The organism is Paenarthrobacter sp. NPDC091669 (genome assembly GCF_044756725.1).
GTDB lineage: Bacteria > Actinomycetota > Actinomycetes > Actinomycetales > Micrococcaceae > Arthrobacter > Arthrobacter bambusae_C.
In genome coordinates, this window is record NZ_JBIVTK010000011.1 from 151335 (window position 1) to 170442 (window position 19108).

Annotated in this window: 17 protein-coding genes; 9 read left to right on the forward strand and 8 right to left on the reverse strand. The window is 63.7% G+C overall.

Annotated features, from left to right (window positions below; genetic code table 11):
• Window positions 1-8: 8 nt before the first annotated feature.
• Entirely contained in the window at window positions 9-1409 is a 1401-nt protein-coding gene (locus ACIQLI_RS18285) for an NAD-dependent malic enzyme (RefSeq protein ID WP_354227949.1), read from the reverse strand.
• A 221-nt stretch (window positions 1410-1630) separates the two neighbouring features.
• On the opposite strand from ACIQLI_RS18285, the gene ACIQLI_RS18290 reads away from it, so the two are divergent.
• Window positions 1631-2386: an IclR family transcriptional regulator gene (locus ACIQLI_RS18290; protein WP_026546905.1), complete on the forward strand. Its 756-nt coding sequence runs from the start codon at window positions 1631-1633 to the stop codon at window positions 2384-2386.
• A 68-nt stretch (window positions 2387-2454) separates the two neighbouring features.
• Here the strand turns inward: ACIQLI_RS18290 and ACIQLI_RS18295 are convergent, their stop codons facing one another.
• The 3 genes from ACIQLI_RS18295 to pucL form a co-directional block, all read right to left on the reverse strand.
• The gene (locus ACIQLI_RS18295) at window positions 2455-2937 is read right to left on the reverse strand and encodes a DUF2867 domain-containing protein (protein WP_400390921.1); all 483 of its coding nucleotides are present in this window, start codon (window positions 2935-2937) and stop codon (window positions 2455-2457) included.
• A gap of 210 nt (window positions 2938-3147) precedes the next feature.
• Window positions 3148-4656 (reverse strand): nucleobase:cation symporter-2 family protein, encoded by a 1509-nt coding sequence (locus tag ACIQLI_RS18300; protein WP_089596168.1) that lies wholly within the window; start codon window positions 4654-4656, stop codon window positions 3148-3150.
• Between the two features lie 188 nt (window positions 4657-4844).
• Window positions 4845-5759 carry a factor-independent urate hydroxylase gene (pucL, locus tag ACIQLI_RS18305; RefSeq protein WP_261611726.1) on the reverse strand — a complete coding sequence of 305 codons (915 nt, stop codon included), beginning with the start codon at window positions 5757-5759 and terminating at the stop codon, window positions 4845-4847.
• 370 nt (window positions 5760-6129) lie between these two features.
• Here pucL and ACIQLI_RS18310 point away from each other — a divergent pair, with 370 nt between their 5' ends.
• Entirely contained in the window at window positions 6130-6306 is a 177-nt protein-coding gene (locus ACIQLI_RS18310) for a hypothetical protein (RefSeq protein WP_014922716.1), read from the forward strand.
• Between the two features lie 353 nt (window positions 6307-6659).
• A complete protein-coding gene (locus ACIQLI_RS18315; protein WP_400390923.1) occupies window positions 6660-7595 on the forward strand; it encodes a type IV toxin-antitoxin system AbiEi family antitoxin domain-containing protein in 936 nt (311 codons plus the stop codon).
• Between the two features lie 80 nt (window positions 7596-7675).
• On the opposite strand, the gene ACIQLI_RS18320 is transcribed toward ACIQLI_RS18315, so the two are convergent.
• Window positions 7676-9019, reverse strand: coding sequence for an 8-oxoguanine deaminase (locus ACIQLI_RS18320; RefSeq protein WP_400390925.1), 1344 nt, complete (start codon window positions 9017-9019; stop codon window positions 7676-7678).
• 412 nt (window positions 9020-9431) lie between these two features.
• On the opposite strand from ACIQLI_RS18320, the gene ACIQLI_RS18325 reads away from it, so the two are divergent.
• The 5 genes from ACIQLI_RS18325 (at window position 9432) to ACIQLI_RS18345 (ending at window position 16943) form a co-directional block, all read left to right on the forward strand.
• On the forward strand, window positions 9432-9926 hold the full coding sequence (locus tag ACIQLI_RS18325) for a nucleoside deaminase (RefSeq protein ID WP_089596165.1): 495 nt from the start codon (window positions 9432-9434) through the stop codon (window positions 9924-9926).
• Between the two features lie 6 nt (window positions 9927-9932).
• A complete protein-coding gene (locus tag ACIQLI_RS18330; RefSeq protein WP_354227959.1) occupies window positions 9933-11516 on the forward strand; it encodes an NCS2 family permease in 1584 nt (527 codons plus the stop codon).
• Between the two features lie 330 nt (window positions 11517-11846).
• Window positions 11847-13193: an XdhC family protein gene (locus ACIQLI_RS18335; protein WP_400390928.1), complete on the forward strand. Its 1347-nt coding sequence runs from the start codon at window positions 11847-11849 to the stop codon at window positions 13191-13193.
• The gene (locus ACIQLI_RS18340) at window positions 13184-14122 is read left to right on the forward strand and encodes an FAD binding domain-containing protein (protein WP_400390930.1); all 939 of its coding nucleotides are present in this window, start codon (window positions 13184-13186) and stop codon (window positions 14120-14122) included. Before ACIQLI_RS18335 ends, ACIQLI_RS18340 begins: the two co-directional genes overlap by 10 nt.
• Window positions 14112-16943, forward strand: coding sequence for a molybdopterin-dependent oxidoreductase (locus ACIQLI_RS18345; RefSeq protein WP_400390931.1), 2832 nt, complete (start codon window positions 14112-14114; stop codon window positions 16941-16943). Before ACIQLI_RS18340 ends, ACIQLI_RS18345 begins: the two co-directional genes overlap by 11 nt.
• Before the next feature lie 66 nt (window positions 16944-17009).
• Here the strand turns inward: ACIQLI_RS18345 and ACIQLI_RS18350 are convergent, their stop codons facing one another.
• Window positions 17010-17477 carry a GNAT family N-acetyltransferase gene (locus ACIQLI_RS18350; protein WP_400390933.1) on the reverse strand — a complete coding sequence of 156 codons (468 nt, stop codon included), beginning with the start codon at window positions 17475-17477 and terminating at the stop codon, window positions 17010-17012.
• A gap of 41 nt (window positions 17478-17518) precedes the next feature.
• The gene (nboR, locus tag ACIQLI_RS18355) at window positions 17519-18157 is read right to left on the reverse strand and encodes a nicotine blue oxidoreductase (RefSeq protein ID WP_400390935.1); all 639 of its coding nucleotides are present in this window, start codon (window positions 18155-18157) and stop codon (window positions 17519-17521) included.
• A gap of 161 nt (window positions 18158-18318) precedes the next feature.
• Here nboR and ACIQLI_RS18360 point away from each other — a divergent pair, with 161 nt between their 5' ends.
• Complete coding sequence (locus ACIQLI_RS18360) at window positions 18319-18510, forward strand: DUF1508 domain-containing protein (protein WP_354227971.1); 192 nt, start codon at window positions 18319-18321, stop codon at window positions 18508-18510.
• An 85-nt stretch (window positions 18511-18595) separates the two neighbouring features.
• On the opposite strand, the gene ACIQLI_RS18365 is transcribed toward ACIQLI_RS18360, so the two are convergent.
• On the reverse strand, window positions 18596-19108 hold a 513-nt coding region (locus ACIQLI_RS18365; protein WP_400390937.1), incomplete at its 5' end, for a transketolase-like TK C-terminal-containing protein.

The following is a 19108-nucleotide window of genomic DNA, read 5'->3' on the forward strand; positions in this document are numbered from 1 at the left end:
TCCTTTTTCTAGAGTGCGCTGGCGGCGTTGGCGTGCGCAGCATTTGCTACGGCGGTCGCTACATCGGCGGCAACATGGGGATCGAAGACGCTGGGGATAATGTAACTCGCGTTGAGCTCATCGTCAGCCACCCGGTTGGCAATTGCCTCGGCGGCGGCCACCAGCATGTTCGGCGTAATGTCCGAGGCTCCGGCGTCCAGCAGGCCCCGGAAGAAGCCCGGGAAGGCCAGCACATTGTTGATCTGGTTCGGGAAGTCGCTGCGGCCGGTGGCAACCACGGCTGCGTGCTTGGACGCAACAACGGGGTCGATTTCCGGCGTCGGGTTTGCCATGGCGAACACGATCGCGTCCTCGGCCATGGAGGCCACCTGCTCTTCGCCGATCACGTGCGGGGCGCTGACGCCGATGAAGACGTCCGCTCCCTTGAGGGCGTCGTGCAGGGTGCCGGAGAAGCCCTCTTCGTTGGTGTTCGCGGCAATCCAGCTGCGGTGTTCGTCGCCGTATTCTTCGCCGGAGTGGATGGCGCCGGAACGGCCGGCGGCGATGATGTGCTGCGCGCCCTGGGCCTTGAGGAGCTGGATGATGGCCGAGCCGGCAGCGCCGACGCCTGAAACCACAATCTTGACCTCGGAGAGCTTCTTGTCCACCACACGGAGGGCGTTGACCAGGGCAGCGAGCGTGACGATCGCGGTGCCGTGCTGGTCATCGTGGAAGACCGGGATGTCGAGTTCTTCGCGGAGGCGGTTCTCGATCTCGAAGCAGCGCGGTGCGGCAATGTCTTCGAGATTGATGCCGCCGTAAACGGGGGCCATGGCCTTGGCGATCATGATGATTTCTTCGGTGTCCTGGGTGTCCAGGCAGACCGGCCAGGCGTCTACGTTGGCGAACTGCTTGAACAGTGCGGCTTTGCCTTCCATCACGGGAAGGGCAGCGGCGGGGCCGATGTTGCCCAGTCCCAGCACGGCTGAACCGTCGGTGAGGACGGCGATGGTGTTGCGCTTGACCGTCAGGTTGCGGGCTGCTGCCGGGTCTTCGGCAATGGCCATGCAAACGCGGGCGACGCCGGGAGTGTAGGCACGTGAAAGATCGTCGCGGTTGCGCAGGGCTACTTTGGGGACGACCTCGAGCTTGCCGCCGAGGTGCATGAGGAAAGTACGGTCCGAGACATGCTGGACGGTGACGCCGTCGAGGGCGTTCAGGGCGTCCTTGACGCGCGCTGCGTGGTCGTCGTCAGTGGTGTTGCAGGTGACGTCAACAACGATCGTCTCGTGGTGGGATTCCGTGACGTCCAGCGCGGTGATTGCTGCACCGGCTGCGCCGACGGCTGCTGCCAGTTCGCTGGTAGCGGTGAAGCTCGACGGTGCGGCGACGCGCAGGGTGATCGAGTTTCCGGGGCTCGGATTCGCCATTGAAATTCCTCCTGTAAGGCCCGTTCCCGGGCCGCCGTTCCAAACTGAATGTTTTCGTATTATGGATATTATTATCTACAAAGTGGAAACACAACCCCTTGCTTGGTCATGTTCGGTGTCATCGCGCAGGTGGTCGCTGTGCTGTATGTTGGGTGTTCTAAGCAATTCTTTTCACGATGCGGATAAGAGTTGTCGGAATCTGAGTCATGGGAGACAAGGGAATGGCTGAAAAAGCCTCCGGAGGCGTGCAGTCCGTTGAGCGCGTCTTTGAACTGCTGGAACTGATCACGGATGCGGGCGGCGACGTCACGCTGAGCGAACTTTCGTCGTCCACTGACCTGCCCCTGCCCACCATCCATCGCCTTTTGAGGACGCTGGTGTCTCTCGGCTACATCCGTCAGCTGCCCAACCGCCGCTACGCCCTGGGCCCCCGGCTTATCAGGCTTGGTGAAGGTGCCAGCAAGCAGCTCGGAGCCGTGGCCCGTCCGCAGCTGAAGACCCTCGTGGAACGCCTCGGCGAAACCTCCAACATGGCCGTCCTGGATTCGGACATGGTCATCTACGTGGCCCAGGTCCCGTCCATGCATTCCATGCGCATGTTCACCGAAGTTGGCCGCCGCGCCCACACGCACGATACCGGCGTGGGCAAAGCGATCCTCGCCCAACTGGACGACGAGGTAGTCCGCGGCATCGTGGCCCGCACCGGCATGCCCACTCCCACGGCCAAGAGCATCGGCGACATCGATTCCCTGCTCGCTGACCTGGCGTTGATCCGTGAGCGTGGATACTCCATAGATGAGGAAGAGCAGGAGCTCGGGGTCCGCTGCTTCGCCATGGCCGTGCCCAACGCGCCGACCCCTACCGCGATCTCCGTCTCCGGCCCCATCACCCGTGTTGACCAGAGCTTCGCCGACCGCGCCGTGCCCATGCTGCGCGAGGCTGCCATGGCGATCTCCGCGGAGCTGAACCAGAACTGACTTCCTCTGCGCCTCCCGCCGAGTTGGCACAGAATGCCCATGTTTTCCATAAACATGGGCATTATCTGTCAGCTCGGGGCGGGTTTTGAGTGGGTGGCCTTCTTCAGCATGGAGTTCACCACGATCGGGTGCACCGGGCGCACGACGCTGAAGTACAGCTTCCCGCGCCATCCTTTAAGCACGACGGCGGTAGTCACCCTGATCAGTCGGCCCACCGGATCCACCCCGACGGCGGCTGCGAAGTCCAAGTGCTTGTCCCGGACAAAGATCAGGGCTTCTTCGCCGGACTGCTCGCTGACCTTGAACGTGTCCTGGGGTGCCTTGGGAACGCCGATCAGGGGGACCAAAGCCTGGCGCAAACCCAGGGCACCGGCAACCCAGCGGGGCATGGACTCCAGGGAAAACAGCCGCTCTGCCCATTCCGCGGGGTCCGTGCTGGCCCCTTCTGGAAGGACGGCCAGGCACACGTCCGCGTAGTCCGGCGTCGGGATCTCGCGGAAGGCCAATGAGTGGAAGCACGGTGCTTGCTGGGCCTTGGGCTGTTCGGTCATGGGCTGATCCTACGGCGCGCCGCGTGGGAAGTGAGTGCCTGCGGTGGCGAGGGCGGCGCTTGAGCAGCCGCCGCACCAGCGACCCGCGCACTTAGGTGCGTGCCGGCGTCGTACATTCTGTGCCTGTCCGCTTCCTGCGCGAGGCAACAAAAGGCGGCAGTGTCCCCCAAGGAAACACTGCCGCCTGCTGTCATTTGCGCGGGGTGAAAGCTAGTGCTCCGATGCGCTGGAGGTCTTGAGCGGGACTTCCTTGCCGTCAGCGTCGATCAGCTTGCCGTTTTCGAAGCGGTCGCCTTCGCTGAGGCACTTGATGTCCTCTTCGCTGACGATCCGGTCAGTCCCGGCGACGAACACCGACTGGTTGTCCGAGTTGCCCGCCTTGAAGTGGTTGAAGAGGATGTTCAGCAGAATGGCCATGACGGCTGCCGAGCTGATGCCGGAGTGGAAGATCGTGGAGAACCAGGACGGGAACGCGTCGTAGAAGGACGGTGCGGCGATGGGGATCATGCCGAAGCCGATGGATGCCGCGACGATGATCAGGTTCATGTTGTTCTTGTACTCCACCTTGGCCAGGGTGCGGATACCGCTGGCCGCAACCGTACCGAACAGCACGACGCCGGCGCCGCCCAGGACGGGCGTCGGAACCGCTGCGACAACACGGCCCAGGATCGGCAGGAGGCCAAGGATCACCAGGATGAGGCCGCCGGCGCTGACCACGAAGCGGCTCTTGATGCCCGTGATGGCCACAAGGCCCACGTTCTGGGCGAAGGCGCTCTGGGTGAAGGAGTTGAACAGCGGGGAGATGGCGCTGGAGAGCATGTCGGCGCGGAGGCCGTCGCCGATGCGGCGGGAGTCCACCTTGGTGTCCACGATTTCGCCCACTGCGATGATGTCGGCCGAGGTCTCCGTCAGGGTGACCAGGATGACGATGAGCATGGAGATGATGGCGGCGATTTCAAAGGTCGGAGCGCCGAAAGCGAAGGGCGTGGGGAATGCGACGATGTCGCCCTGGCCAACCTTGGAGAAGTCAGCCATGCCTGCCACGAACGCGATGATGGTGCCGATGACCATGGCCAGGAGGATGGAGAGCCGGGAGATGGCTGCGTTGCCAACCTTGCTCAGGAGCAGGACGACGCCCATGGTTGCTGCCGCGAGGCCGATGTTGGCCATGCTGCCGTAGTTGTCCGCCTTGGCGTTGCCACCCATGGCCCAGTTTGCGGCCACCGGCATCAGTGTCAGGCCGATGGTCGTGATGACCGTGCCCGTGACCACTGGCGGGAAGAACTTGATGATCTTGGAGAACAGGGGAGTGATGGCCAGGCCGATCAGCGAGGCCACAATGACCGAGCCGAACACGGCTTGGATCCCGCCGCCGCCTTGGACGATCGCCACCATGGTGGAAACGCCTGCGAAGGAAACACCCTGGACCAATGGCAGCTGCGAACCGAACCACGGGATGCCCACGGTCTGGAGGATGGTGGCCAGGCCACCAACGAACAAACAGGCGGCGATGAGGAGGCCGATGTCCTGCGAGGACATGCCCGCGGCTGCACCGATGATCAGCGGCGGGGCAATGATTCCGCCGTACATGGTGAGGACATGCTGGAAACCGTAAGCGAAGGTGCTGCCAATTGACAGGCGCTTGTCCTCGGGGCGTTCCGGCTGATGCTTCCGCGAAGAGGTGGTATTCGCAGGGCGGGATTTCTTTTTGATGTTCATGGCAGACTTTCTGGGTTCATGGCAGACGTCTTCGTCTGGCTAACTGTGTCTGGCTAACAAAATCTGTGGTTTTGGGGTTGGGTTTGTGTGCAGGTCCGGCCTGACGGGGGCGCCGTTGGGTGGACCTGCACACAAATCCTTGGTTGGTGCGGTTTTACTGCGGGTCTTTAATGCTTGTTACCGCGGGTTTAGCAGAAGCCGGCGATGCCGCTCCAGGCAACGGGTGCAGCGTCGATGTTCTCGCGCTGGACAGTTGCTTCGATGAGGCCGTACGGACGGTCCGCGGCGAAGAAGACCTCGTTGGGGTTGTCCAGGCCGAACGGGCTCAGGTCAACCAGGAAGTGGTGCTTGTTGGGCATGGAGAACTTGATCTCGTCTACTTCGCTGTGTGCTTCCAGGACCTTCTTGCCCATGTCGAACAGCGTCTGCTGCAGGGCGTGGGAGTAGTTCTCGGTGAAGCCTTCCAGCAGGAGTGCCTTGATGTCCTCGTAGCTCTTGTTGAAGTCCGTGCCGGCGAAGTCCAGGTTGGTGTTGTAGCGCCAGCGGGCGGATACATCGGTAGCCAGGATGCGGTCGGTGGTTTCCGGCAGGGTGGTGTACTTGTCGCGCGGGTAGCCGACAAAACCGGACTGCGTGGTCTTCAGGACGGTCAGGTCCTTGAGGCCGGAAATAAGGTGCGTGGTTGCGCCATCACGGACGACGACGGCGGTACGCACCTCTTGTCCGTTGCGGACGAAGCTGTGGTCGTGTCCCTCGCCGTGGGCCTGGATGCGATCCCAGCTGTAGGCTTCGGCTTCCCAGCGTCCGCCGGTGACCCAGTCGAACCCGCCGGTGAAGTGGTCTGCAAGGCGCAGGAGGAAGGACTCGGGGGAGCCGATGCCTTCACGAGCGAACGCGTAGACCGTGTTCTTCTGGGTGTCGGTGGCGACGACGTGGCCGTTGTCGCCTTCGAGGTGTGCGGCCTGGAAATCGCCGCGCAGCTGCGAGGTGACGTTCAGGTCTTCGATGTGGTGGCGGTCCGTATCCCGAGTGACCTTGACGACGCGGACTTCTGCTTTGCCGTACTGGTTTTCGCCGAGGACGATGTTGTTGCTCATGGTCATATCCCAACTTCTGTGAGGTGGAACCTACGTTCCATCAATGAAATTAAGCGCGTGTTTCCACTGCGTTTCTGGTGGAGCCGACCCAACAAAAAAGAGCCAGCATCCATGGATGCCAGCTCATTACGACCCTGCCTGCTGCTCTCAGGTTACGTGACCTACGCCACGAACTGATTCGAGAGTAGCGCACTAATTCGTCTTGTGTATACGGGTTTCGGAGGATCGTTATGAACCATCCAAATGTGACCGGGGCAACTCGCTTGGCCTTGGTGGGGGTCTTGACGCGTTGTTTCCCGGCTGCCTACACTTTCCACATAACAATAAAAGTTTTCCGAAGAGCGGAAACTGATTGCATGAGAAAGAGGAGGAACAGATGGACTCGAAGGATACGAACAACGTCGTGGAATTCCCGGCGCCCGGTCAGGAGCTGTACCTGCCCTTTGGTGCAACAGATCCGGACTTCTACATTCCGGCCGACTGTGACCGCAAAGCCGGCGGGTTCTCCCGTTGGCTGCGCGCGCTCCCGGTGTTCGGCCGGCAGCGCCCCTGAGACCCTGCATCAACGGGGCGCGGACTCTGCGCAACAGAGCCAACGAGGCGGGCGATACCTGGGGAGGTGTCGCCCGCTTTTCCGTTGCCCTCCGCTCCCGTCCCGCTCCCGTCCGTTTCGATGCTTCGCTGCGCGTTAGACGGTAGGAGTCCTCTACCTCGCAGCTAGCCATCGAAGTGGGCTGAGCCGGCTTTGAGAGGGCCGTCGAATCTCCCGAGCGACTCCGGACAGACGCTTCGCTGCGGAGTAGACGGTAGGAGTCGTCTAGTGCGCAGCGACCCATCGATTCGGACTTTTCCACATAGGACTGTGCCCGCCTTTCCCGGGCTCGTGGGCTTAGCGAAGCTTGGCTCATGACTGATACCGCCCCCAGGGAGCTCCCACCCGGCATGGACTTGTGGCGGACGAGCCAGCTCAATGACGCCGGATTCAATGCCCGTGCCGTCGCTGCCCTGGTGCGTCGTGGAGTGCTGGTGAGGCTCCGCCGGGGTTGCTATATCCGTGGACGTACCTGGGCAGTTCAAAAACCCTCGGTCCGAAGCCGGCAACTCATCGCTGCGCACGCCCATGGGACACTCACGACGTCGGGCGGCGGCTTGGTCTACAGTCATACCTCCGCTGCTCGCCTCCACCGTTTGTTTCTGTGGGACGTTGACGATCGTGTGCACATCACGCAGAAGCAGACGCCGTCGCCGATTTCGCACGGCCGCGATGTAGTCGCCCATTCCAGAATGCTTGAGGAGGGCGAGGTGGTCCTCGTGGACGGACTGCCGTGTACTTCGCTGGAGCGGACAGTGGTGGACTGCTGCCTGATGCTTGACTTCCGGCAGAGCCTTGTCTTGATGGACCATGCTCTCCGCATTGGTGCGGATTCCGCCCGCCTGGGACAAATGTGCGCAGCGCTGCGGGGTAGAAACGGAGTGCTTTCCCTGCGCCGGGCCCTCCAGGATGCCGACCCGCGTTCCGAGTCTCCCGGCGAAACCCTGGCGCGGGAGCTACTCCTGCGTCTGCGGATTGAAACACCGGAACTCCAGGTGAAAGTTCGCACGGTTGAGGGCCGGCACCGCTTGGACTTCGCATGGCGCGACAAGAAGTTGGCCCTGGAGTTCGATGGCAGGGTGAAGTACTTCGACTACGCGCCAACGGAAGAGGTCATTTTCCAGGAACGACAGCGCGAAAAGGCCCTCATGGAGGACGGGTGGACGTTTATTCGCGTCAAGTGGCGGGACTTGTTCCAGGAGCAGGAATTCAAGATTCGCGTGCTTCGGGCCCTTCGCGCAGCCGGATAGATGGCTCGCTGCGCATTAGACGACTCCTACCGTCTAGTGCGCAGCGAACCATCGAAACGGGCCCAGAAGGAAAGAGGAACCTACCCGGCCACCAACTTCCGTGCCGCAGCCGAGTGCTCAGCGATGAGCCCGGCCACGTCCAGCCCCGGAATCGTGCCGTCAACCACCCGCCACTGACCGCCCACCATCACCCGGTCGGCACGGTCCGCCCCGCAGAGCAGCAATGCAGCTACGGGGTCGTGGCTGCCGGAGAAGCGCAGCTCGTCGGGCTTGAACAAGGCCAAATCCGCCTGAAGTCCCGGGGCCAGCTGTCCAATATCGGAGCGACCCAGAACTGCAGCCGATCCACGCGTCGCCCAGCCGAGCGCGCGTTCCACGGGAACCGAGGCGCCGTAGCGGAGACGCTGCAAATACAGTGCCTGCCGGGCTTCGAGGATCATGTTGGAGGCATCGTTCGACGCCGATCCGTCCACTCCCAGCCCCACGGGGACGCCCGCTGCCTCAAGTTCCAGGACCCGCGCGGTTCCGGAGGCCAGGCGCATGTTGGAGGTGGGGCAATGCGCGACGGCGGTGCCCGCGGCCCCCAGCCTGGCGATCTCCTCGTCGTTGAAGTGGATGCCGTGTCCCAGCCAGGTGCGGTTGCCCAACCAACCCACGGATTCCAGATAATCCACGGTCCGCAGTCCAAACATGGATCGGCAGAAGTCTTCTTCATCGATGGTCTCGGCCAGGTGCGTGTGCAGCCGGACGTCGTACCGTTCGGCCATGACCGCAGATTCGGCCATGATTTCCTTCGTCACCGAGAAGGGCGAACAGGGGGCCAGTGCGATCTGCACAACGGCTCCGTCTCCGGTCTCGTGATACTGACGAATCAGCCGTTCGCTGTCCGCAAGGATCGTCTCAGGTGACTGGACCGTGGTCCTGGGCGGCAGCCCGCCGTCGTCCTCTCCCAAGGTCATGGACCCGCGGGTCAAGGTGGCGCGCATCCCCATGGATCGCACGGCTGCTACTTCAATGTCGATTGCGTCTTCCATGCCGTCGGGGAAGAGGTAGTGGTGGTCGGCGGCGGTGGTGCAGCCGGAAAGCAGCAGCTCAGCCAGCGCAACCTGCACGGCAAGCTCAAGGCTCCGGGGTGTCAACCGCGCCCACACGGGGTAGAGGTTCTGGAGCCACGGGAACAGGGGAGCGTTGGCCACGGGCCCCCACGCGCGGGTGAGGGTTTGGTAGAAGTGGTGGTGCGTGTTGATGAGGCCAGGGAGAACCACGTGGGAGGAGGCGTCAAAGACGTCCGCCGGAGAAGAAGGCTGCCCGCCCGAAGGCACCAGCTCAATGATTTTTCCGTCGGACACCACCAGGCCGCCGCCGGCATCGAGGTCGTTTGCGGTGAAAATTCCCAGCGGATTCTTGATCCAAAGAGGGGTCATAACAGGTTCCTTGTCTGGTCGGCGTGTACGCGTTCCAGCTCAGTTAGGCCCTGTCTGCTGATCCAGGTTGCCGGACCGTCAGAACGCGGCCCAGTCCGAAAAGCGTAGAATGCCCGACGGCGGCAGTCAACGCTTGCGGGCGGGTTCCGGTCACATTCGGGCACCAGCCTTGCCCCATAAGTAATTTCGCATGACGAAATTAAGTTTTCAAAAAACTATGGCGCGGCTCACAAACCTGGTGCTACGCTCTAACTGCCAAAGGCGGGCACCCGGACCTCGGGAAGCTATCTACCAGGCGCAACTTAACCTTCATCGCACATGCTGAAGCCTGGTAACCAAGCTAACTGGAGCTCATCTCTGTAGCGCCCCCAAACAGGTCACCTGGCTTCCTCAGCACTAAGGAAGTCGCAACATGAGTACAACCGTCACGGCCGAGCAATTCCTGGCCACATCCATTGAGCTGGCAACAGCCAATGTCCTCAACAGTGGGGGCCCGTTCGGCGCCGTCATTGTCACCGCGGACGGACGAGCCTTCGAAGGCGTCAACCGCGTCACCGCCACGAACGATCCCACCGCCCACGCAGAAGTCACGGCCATCCGTAACGCCTGCCGCGAACTGGGGACCTTCGATCTCAGCGGAGCAACCCTCTACACCAGCTGCGAGCCATGCCCCATGTGCCTGGCTTCCGCACTCTGGGCACGCGTTGACCGCGTGTTCTTTGCCGCAGACCGTCACGACGCCGCATCCGTCGGCTTCGACGACGCTGTCTTCTACGAGTACTTCGAGAACGACAACCGGGACGCGCTGATGCCGGTAGCCAAGCTGGAACTGGGCGACCCCCAGGCTCCGGCGGCCCTCCAGCCGTTCACCACATGGAACACGCTTGATTCCAGGATTGACTACTAGGGCCCGGTGGCTGACATGACAATCCTGGACAATTCCGCTGAAAAGCAGACAGCAGCTGAAAAGCAGGCTGCGCTCTTTCCCCAGGGAGACGGCGCAGAGCCCACAGCGGCAAAGCACACGGCAACCGGCTTGGCTGGTGGCAACAAGAAGCCCCCGGTGTCGAACTCCTTCCTGGACAAGTTCTTCCAGATCTCCAAGCGTGGATCCACGCTGGCCCGCGAATTCCGCGGCGGCTTGGTCACCTTCTTTACCATGGCGTACATCGTCATCCTGAACCCGCTGATCCTTGGCGGCTTCTCGGCCGAAAACGCTCCCACCGACGTCGCCGGCGGCTGGCTCTCGGCCGCACAGGTTGGAGCCGTCACTGGCCTGACCGCCGGCGTCATGACCATCATTTTCGGTCTCGTCGCCAACCTGCCCTTCGGCCTCGCGGCCGGCCTGGGCATCAACTCCTTCCTGGCCGTCGCGGTCATCCAGGAAGTCACGTGGCCAGAAGCCATGGGCCTGGTGGTCATCAACGGCATCCTGATTGTCATCTTCGGTGCCACCGGCGCCCGGACGGCGATCTTCAAGGCAGTTCCCAAGGAGCTCAAGGCCGCCATCACCGTGGGCATCGGCTTGTTCATCGCTTTCATCGGCTTTGTGGACTCCGGCTTTGTCCGCGCCACCACGGGCGGTCCGCCGGTCCAGCTCGGCGACAACGGCTCCATCACCTCCATCCCCACCCTTGTCTTCATCATCGGATTGCTGACCATGGGCATCCTCGTGGCACGCAAAATCCAGGGCGGCCTGCTGATCGGCATCGTCGCCACCACTGTCCTCGCCGCAGTTGCCGAGGCAGTGTTCCGCATCGGTCCAGGCAGCGCCGACAACCCCGGCGGCTGGCACCTGAACGTCCCCATCCTGTCCAGCCAGTTGGTGTCTGTCCCGGACCTCAGCCTGGTGGGCCAGTTCGATCTCTTCGGTTCCTTCGCCAGGATCGGCGGATTGGCTGCGACCATGTTGGTCTTCACCCTGGTGTTCACCAACTTCTTCGACGCCATGGGCACCATGACCGGCCTGGCCAAGAGCGCAGGCGTGGCACACAAGGACGGAACTTTCCCGAAGCTGAAGTCGGCCTTCATCGTTGAAGGCATGGGCGCAGTGGTGGGTGGCGCAACCTCCGGTTCATCCAACACCGTGTACATCGACTCCGCTGCCGGAATCGGCGAAGGTGCCCGTACGGGCCTGGCCTCCGTGGTCACCGGCCTGCTGTTCCTGGGCTCGATGTTCTTCACGCCGCTCACCTCGGTGGTGCCGCTGGAAGTTGCAGCAGCAGCCCTGGTGGTGGTGGGTGCCATGATGATGGCGCAGATCCGCGAGATCAAGTTCACCAAGTTCTCCATCGCACTCCCGGCGTTCCTGACCATCGTGACCATGCCGCTGACCTACTCGATCGCCAACGGCATCGGCGTCGGATTCATCTCCTTCGCCGTGATCAGCGCAGCGTCGGGCAAGGCCAAGAAAGTCCACCCGCTCATGTGGGTGGTCACGGCAGGCTTCATCATCTACTTCGCCCGCGGCCCCATCAACGCCCTGATGGGCGTCTGACCCGGAGCCGCACCCCGCGCCGGCGGTCATTCCGGCACTCTGATCGGCGGTCCGCCGGTACCCACCGCACGAATAGGCGTCCGCCGTCGTCGTCCCCTTAATACAGGCACGACGGCGGGCGGCGGCTGGGCGGCCGACGCTCCGTCAAGGAACGGGGGCAGGGAGATGAAGCCCTTGCCCCCGTTCCCATGAACTCTGACTGACTGAACTCTTACTGACTTAGCCGCGACTTCCCCTCAACAACCTCTGGAAATGAGAATATGAGGCAAGATCGCGCACTGCTCCGGCTGGGCCACCCGGCCGGGACACCTGGAAAAAGGACGTGTTGCCATGCTGGATCTGATGCCTTCACTAGGCAGCTGGCGGCCTGCGGTCTCCGGCCAGCGATGTGCTGTGGCCACGATCGTAGGGACCGGCGGCTCAGTGCCGCGGCCCATGGGGACCTCCATGATGGTCTCCGAGCACGGCGAAATCCTGGGCAGCCTGTCCGGCGGTTGCGTGGAAGGTGCCGTGGTGGAAGCCGCCCTGGAAGCAATGCGCGACGGCGGCCCCCGGCTTGAGTCGTTTGGCTACAGTTCCGAGGACGCCTTCGCTGCCGGGCTCACCTGTGGAGGAGAACTGGAAGTCCACATCCAGCCGCTCGGAGCAGGCTCTCCGGAACTCTCCGCTTTCACTGAACTTTCGGTTTTCACCGGGCTGTCATCCGTCCAAGGCCTGTCCGCCACGGCACACCCCGTCGAAGCCCAGCATGGCGTGGCCCCGCCTGCCGTGGCACTGATCCGAAGGCTGGACGCGGCAGGTGGTGTCGTCGTCGTGCATGATCCTGTGAGGTTCCGCGCGATGGAATCTGAGGAATTGGCCAGACTGGTGGGCGACCATCCCTCCACACTCTTCGCGGCCGCCGCCCAGGTAGAGCCGCTGCTCCAGGGCGGACGTGCCGGCTTGGTCCGGCTCGCCCCGCCGGAGGGCTGCATCGATGGGTGGGTCACCACGGACAGGTGGGCAGCCGGGCACCAGGAAGAGGAAACCCAGCCCGAGCCCATCACCTTGTTTGTCGAAAGCCGCCTGCCGGCAGCGCGGATGCTGATCTTTGGGGCCAACGACTTTGGCGCAGCGTTGCTACCCGCCGGACAACTCCTCGGCTACAACGTCACGCTCTGCGACGCCCGGCCTGCCTTCGCCCGGCAAAGCCGCTTCGCCGGGGCAGACCAGGTTGTCACAGACTGGCCGCACCGCTATCTGGAAGCCGAAGCAGCAGCCCGCCGCATCGACAACCGGACCGTGGTGTGCGTCCTGACCCACGACCCCAAGTTTGATATCCCCTTGTTGGAGACCGCCCTCCGGTTCAACCTGGCATACGTCGGGGCGATGGGATCCCGCAGGAGCCATCGGCAACGGGTCGACGCCTTAATCGAGGCAGGCACGCCGCCGGAGTCCTTGGAACGGCTGCATTCGCCCATCGGACTGAACCTTGGCGCCGTGACCCCCGCGGAAGTAGCGGTATCCATCACGGCGGAAATCGTGGCGGAACGCGGGGCGGCCGCCGCGGAGCGCGGGGGCGGCGCGACCGAAAAGACCACCGGCTTCCCCTCCCTCAAGGACAGCACCGGCCCGATACACCCGACTCCGATCCACCCAGCACCTCAACACCTCACTCAGGAGGACCCATGGACATGAACACCATTGAGGCCGTGGTTCCCACCACGGACCCCGCACAATGGCGAGACGGCGATGCCTGGCTCGCCGGTGGCACGGTCCTTTTCTCCTACGGAAGCACCGTCCTGAAGCGTCTCCTCGACCTCGGCCAAGCGGGATGGCCGGCCATCACAGTTACGGATGCAGGGATCGAACTCGCCGCCACCTGCACCGTTGCCGAGCTGTACGCCTTGCCGCACACCGCCGAAACTGCCAGCCGTGAATGGCCCGGCTTGGCCCTGATCCGCCCGTGCTGCGACTCGTTCGTGGCCTCGTTCAAGATCTGGAATATGTCCACGGTGGGCGGCAACATCTGCACCGGCTTACCCGCAGGGCCCATGACGTCGTTGTGCGCCGGACTGGACGGCGTTGCCACCATCCTCGGCCAGGACGGCGGCAGCCGGAAGGTTCCTGTGTCCGACGTCGTGACAGGCGATATGCAAACGGCCCTTGAGCCGGGGGAGCTGCTGCGCAGCATCCACCTCCCCGCCACGGCCCTTTCCGCGAGGGTCGCTTTCCGGCGCCTGTCCCTCAGCAACCTAGGGCGCTCAGGCGTGCTGCTGATCGGACGGCTCGACCCCGACGGCGGCCTGGTCATCACGGTGACTGCTTCGACCAAAAGGCCTGTACAACTGAGGTTCCCCGCCGGGCAGGTTCCCGACGCCGGGATGCTGGCTGACGCCGTCGGCGATTCCATTCCCTGGCCGCTGTACCACGACGACATCCACGGACTCCCCGCCTGGCGCCGCGACATGACGTTCAAGCTGGCCGAAGAAATCCGCGCCGAGCTGCTGGGCGAGTCCATGACCGTGTCCGGAGATTTCTGGCCGCCACACAACACCTCGCCCCAGCCGTCCACGCAGCCCGCACCATCCACCACCCAGCAGAAGGAGGCCCGCAATGGCGATTGAGATCAACGGAACTGCCTCGCAGGCCACCCCGCGCCCCGGCCAGTGCCTCCGTACGTTCCTCCGCGAAGAGGGCAACTTTGGCGTCAAGAAGGGATGCGACGGCGGCGACTGCGGAGCCTGCACCGTCCACGTTGACGGTGCACCCGTCCACAGCTGCATCTACCCGGCCGTCCGTGCCGAGGGCAAAGCAGTCACCACCATCGAGGGCCTGGCATCTGCGGAAGGTCTGCACCCTGTGCAGGAACAGTTCCTCGAGGCACAGGGGTTCCAATGCGGTTTCTGCACCGCCGGCATGATGATGACGGCCGCAACGTTCGACGACGAGCAACGCGCCAACCTGCCCCGCAACCTCAAAGGAAACCTGTGCCGCTGCACCGGATATCGCTCCATCGCGGACGCAGTGTGTGGTCACGGCGACGGTCCCGGTGAAGCGCACGGCGGCGACCACCAGCACGACGCCGGAGCTGACGTTTCGGGGGCGCAATCACCAGCCGCTGTTCCCGCCACGCCCGGCCAACTCGGCGACAACGTTCCCGCACCCGCCGGCCCGGCCATCGTCACTGGAACTGCAAGGTACGCCTTGGACGTCCCGGCCGGGCAACTCCCGGGCCTGCTGCACATGAAGCTCCTGCGTTCGCCGCACCCGCATGCCCGGATTGTGTCCATTGATAAAGCCCCGGCGCTGGCGGTTCCCGGCGTCGTGGCGGTCTTTACCCATGAGGATGCTCCGCAGCTGCTGTTCTCCACGGCCCAACACGAGAATTACACCGACGATCCCGATGACACCCGTGTGTTGGATAACGTGGTGCGGTTCATCGGGCAGCGGGTTGCGGCCGTCGTCGCCGAGTCCGTGGGAGCAGCTGAGGCCGGCGCCCGCGCCTTGGCTGTTCAGTACGAACTCCTGGAACCGGTCTTCACCCCGCAGGAAGCCATCCTCCCCGGAGCCCCGGCGATTCACGGGGAAAAGGACGGAGTCTTCTCCCGCATTTCGCGTCCGCTCCAGAATGTGGTGGCAGAGGTCCACGCCGAACTCGGAAGTGTTGCCGATGGGTTCGCTGCCGCGGACTTCATTCACGAGCACACCTACCAAACCCAGCGCGTGCAGCACGTGGCCATGGAAACGCATGCTTCCATTGCCTGGCTGGATGAGGAGGGTCGCTTGATGATCCGTTCCTCCACGCAGGTTCCCTTCCTGGTGAAGCGGACCCTGAGCCGGGTGTTCAACCTGGCTCCGGAGACCATACGTGTGGTGGCCGGCCGGGTTGGTGGCGGTTTCGGTGGCAAGCAGGAAGTCCTCACCGAGGACCTGGTGGCTCTTGCGACGCTGGCGCTCCGCAGGCCCGTGCAGCTGGAGTTCACCCGCACGGAACAATTCACGGCAACCACCACCCGGCACCCCTTCACCATTCACCTCAAAGCGGGCGCCAGCCGTGATGGTGCCCTTACTGCGCTCCAGCTGAACGTCCTCACCAACACCGGTGCCTACGGAAACCACGCTCCCGGTGTGATGTTCCATGGGTGCGGAGAGTCTTTGGCCGTCTACAAGTGCGTTAACAAGAAAGTGGATGCTCACGCGGTGTACACCAACACCGTCCCCGCCGGTGCTTTCCGGGGGTATGGGCTGAGCCAGATGATCTTCGCCATCGAGTCGGCCATTGATGAGCTGGCCGTCGGCATCGGCATGGATCCGCTCGAGTTCCGGCTCAAGAACATGGTCCGCCCCGGCGATCACATGCTGTCCACCACGCCCGAGCCCGAGGAAGACGTCCACTACGGAAGCTACGGCCTGGATCAGTGCGTGGCCTTGGTCCGGGACGCCCTGGATCGTGGCAAGGAACGTTACCGGGCCGCTGGCCTGGATGACCTCGGGCCGGATTGGGTGGTGGGGGAGGGCTCGGCCCTGTCCATGATCGACACCGTTCCGCCCCGCGGCCACTTCGCCCACACCCGGGTGAGCCTGGAAGCGGACGGAAGGTTCGCCGTCGACGTCGGTACTGCCGAATTCGGGAACGGCACCACCACGGTGCATGCGCAGCTGGCTGCCACGGCCCTGGCAACCACTGCTTCCAAGGTAGCTGTCCGCCAGTCCGATACCGATCTCCTGGAGCACGACACCGGCGCGTTCGGTTCGGCCGGAACCGTGGTGGCCGGCAAGGCGACACTCGGCGCGGCGCTGGAACTCGCCACCCGGATCCAGACGCTGGCCGCCTCGCTGACGGGCGCGGCCCTGACGGATTGCCGGCTGGTGGAGGGCGCCGTCGAATGCGGTGACCGCACGGTGACGCTGACGGAAATCGTCGACGCCGCCCGGCTGCAAGGCGTTCGGCTCGCCACCGACGGCAACTGGGGTGGGACGCCGCGATCCGTCGCGTTCAACGTCCATGGCTTCAGGGTTGCTGTTAATACGGGAACCGGCGAACTGAGGATCCTGCAAAGTGTCCAGGCCGCCGACGCCGGTGTGGTGGTAAATCCGCGCCAGTGCCGTGGGCAGATCGAGGGCGGTATTGCGCAGGCCCTCGGCGCGGTGCTCTACGAGGAAGTGAAAGTGGACGACGCCGGACAGGTCACCACGGACATCCTGCGGCAGTATCACATTCCGTCGTTCGCGGACGTGCCCCGGAGCGAGGTGTACTTCGCCACCACCAACGACTCCACTGGCCCGCTGGGCGCGAAGTCCATGAGTGAGAGCCCGTTCAACCCGGTGGCGCCGGCCCTGGCCAATGCGATCCGCAACGCAACGGGGATCCGCTTCGGCGAGCTGCCCATCGCGCGGGACAAGATCTACCTGGCCCTCCGCGACCGCACCCTCATCCCCAACTAGGTCGCAGTTGAGGTCATTCCCAGCGCTGGGAACGACCTCAACTGCTACTTACATGGGTGAGGGCCGCTACGTGGGTGAGACGGCGAGCTCCATGAACACACTGTTGGGGTCCAGGGTGTAGTCCCCGAATGGCGGGCATTCGGTGAAGCCGTGCCGGGCATACAGCCGGCGGGCTGGAGCGAAGTAGTCCTCGGTTCCTGTTTCCAGGCTCACGCGCTCGAACCCGCGCCCACGAGCCTCAGCCACGATGTGCTCCAGCATCAAGGTGGCCACTCCGCGTCCCCGCGCGTTGGCCGTGGTGCGCATGGACTTGATCTCGGCCTGCCTAGCGGAGAGCGTCTTCAAGGCACCGCATCCCAGCAGCAGCCCGTCCTCGCGTGCGGTCCAGAACGTGATGGACTCGTGCGACAACGCCGAGTGGTCCAGGGCGTGCACGCTTTCCGCAGGGGACGTGGCGAACATGTCGGCCAGGTGCTCGCTGAGGAGCTGGTGGACATCGGGGCGTGCGGGATCGTCAAGGTCGATGCGGATCATGCGTCCAAAGTTACCCGGGCCCTTGACTCAGGCACCAATACCTACATCTCCAGCAGGTGCAGTTGATCCTTCGTGTCCAGGTCCTCGCCGGAGCAAAGATCGCTGCAGTCCACCAGGTCCACCAGGCCCGGATGCGCCTTCAGGAACGATCGCGCACCAGTGTCGCCATGAGCCGCCGCAGCGGCTTCGGCGCGGAGTCCGACGTCGAAAATCACCGGGTGCCTGCGCTTCAGGTGGCCCGACTCATCAGGGTAGGCGGCTGCGGTGACCCGGCCGGGACGGTGGCTGCCCAGCAGCCTGCTCACCGCCGTCGGAGTTAATCCGGGCTGGTCCACCAGCGCCACCATGATGCTATTGCCGGCGGTGGCGGCGTCGATTCCTGCGCGGAAGGAGCCGGCCATGCCCTTGCCCCACTGCTCGTTCTCCACCACCACATAAGGGCCAAGGCCCGTGATGCTCCGAACGCGGTCGGCTTCGGCGCCGAGCACCACCACAACCTCGCGGCAACCGCCGTCGAACAGCGTATCGGCGAGCACTTCCACCAGTGTCCGGCCGCGGAAGGGCAGCAGCGCCTTGGGACCGCGGCCCAAGCGGGTGCCGGCTCCTGCAGCGAGGAGCACGCCCGTGGTGGGGGCCATGCCGGAGTCAGTCATATCCTCACGATACGCGCGGGGGTGCATGCGGTCTCTAGCTCCTTGGATGCTTTCGAAGAGATCTACCGATATCGGTTGTAAATTACCCATCAGTAGGGCTTTTGGCCGTCTGAAATGGCCGATATCGTCTATGGGGGAGTTATGAAGTCAGCTCGAAGACGCAACGACGCGTGAAAGATCAGGGGAAAATGGCTGGCACTTTCGAAATTCTGAAAGCAGGATCCAACTCATTCCGGTTCAGGCTCACGGCCGAGGACGGCACGATTGTGGCAGTGTCGCCACAATTTCCTAACCTGAAGGCCGTGGTGGCCGGCATCAACGCCGTCCGCGAAAATGCGGCAACCGGCTTTGTGGTGGACCGGAGGAACCTGGGGACCTAGGTCCGGTCCGAGGAAACCAGCGAAACAAAAAGTTGGCGGCAGTGTTCCTTACGAACACAGCCGCCAACTTTGTTGGTGCGCGTGGTTAGGCGTCGCCGCCTGCGCCGCCAGTGGTGCCGGCGTTCACGTCCAGCAGTTTGTAGCGGTCAATGGCGTACGACGGCGCGCCCTCCTCGACTTCGCCCCTCGCCGCCAGCAACTGCAGGGTTTTGGCGACGATGGAGTGGGTGTCGTTTTTGAAGTAGCGGCGTGCGGCTTGGCGGGTGTCGGAGAAGCCGAAGCCGTCTGCTCCGAGGGTGGCGAAGTCGTTGGGGATGAATTGGCGGATTTGGTCGGGGACGGCTTTCATGTAGTCGGTGACGGCGATGACGGGTCCGGTGTGGCCTGCGAGTTGTTCGGTGATGAACGGGGTGCGGGCGGGTTGGCCGGGGTTGAGGAAGGCGTGTTCTTCGGCGGCGAGTCCGTCGCGTCGGAGTTCGTTCCAGGAGGTCACGGAGTAGATCTCGGCGGCGACGTTCCAGTCTTCGGCGAGGATCCGTTGGGCTTCGAGGGCCCAGGGCACGGACACGCCGGAGGCGAGGATGGCCGCGGTGGGCCG